1 protein-coding gene is annotated in these 399 nt (G+C 70.2%); it reads right to left on the bottom strand.

The window, feature by feature from the left end:
* Positions 1-399, bottom strand: a 399-nt coding sequence (locus MOV74_RS40400) for an ATP-binding protein (RefSeq protein WP_246933135.1), incomplete at both ends; no start/stop codon positions are given.

Below are 399 nucleotides of genomic sequence, written 5' to 3' on the forward strand. Positions count from 1 at the left end.
ATCGGCCGCGGTCACGGCCGCCACCTCGATGCGCAGATCGATGCGGTCCATCAGCGGGCCCGAGATGCGCGCCTGGTAATCGCCGGTGCAGCGGTCGATGCGGCCACGCTTGCAGGCATAGCCGGGCTCGAACGCGTTGCCGCAGCGGCACGGATTCATCGCCGCGACCAGCATGAAGCGCGCAGGGTAGGTGACGCGGTGGTTGGCGCGCGACACGGCGACCTCGCCGTTCTCCAGCGGCTGCCGCAGCGAATCCAGCACGCGGGGATCGAATTCAGGCAGCTCGTCGAGGAACAGCACGCCCTGATGCGCCAGCGAGATCTCGCCGGGCTTGGCACGCATGCCGCCGCCGGTGAGCGCGGCCATGCTCGCGGAATGATGCGGCGAGCGGAACGGCCG

It is taken from the genome of Bradyrhizobium sp. SHOUNA76 (assembly GCF_023006445.1).
GTDB lineage: Bacteria > Pseudomonadota > Alphaproteobacteria > Rhizobiales > Xanthobacteraceae > Bradyrhizobium.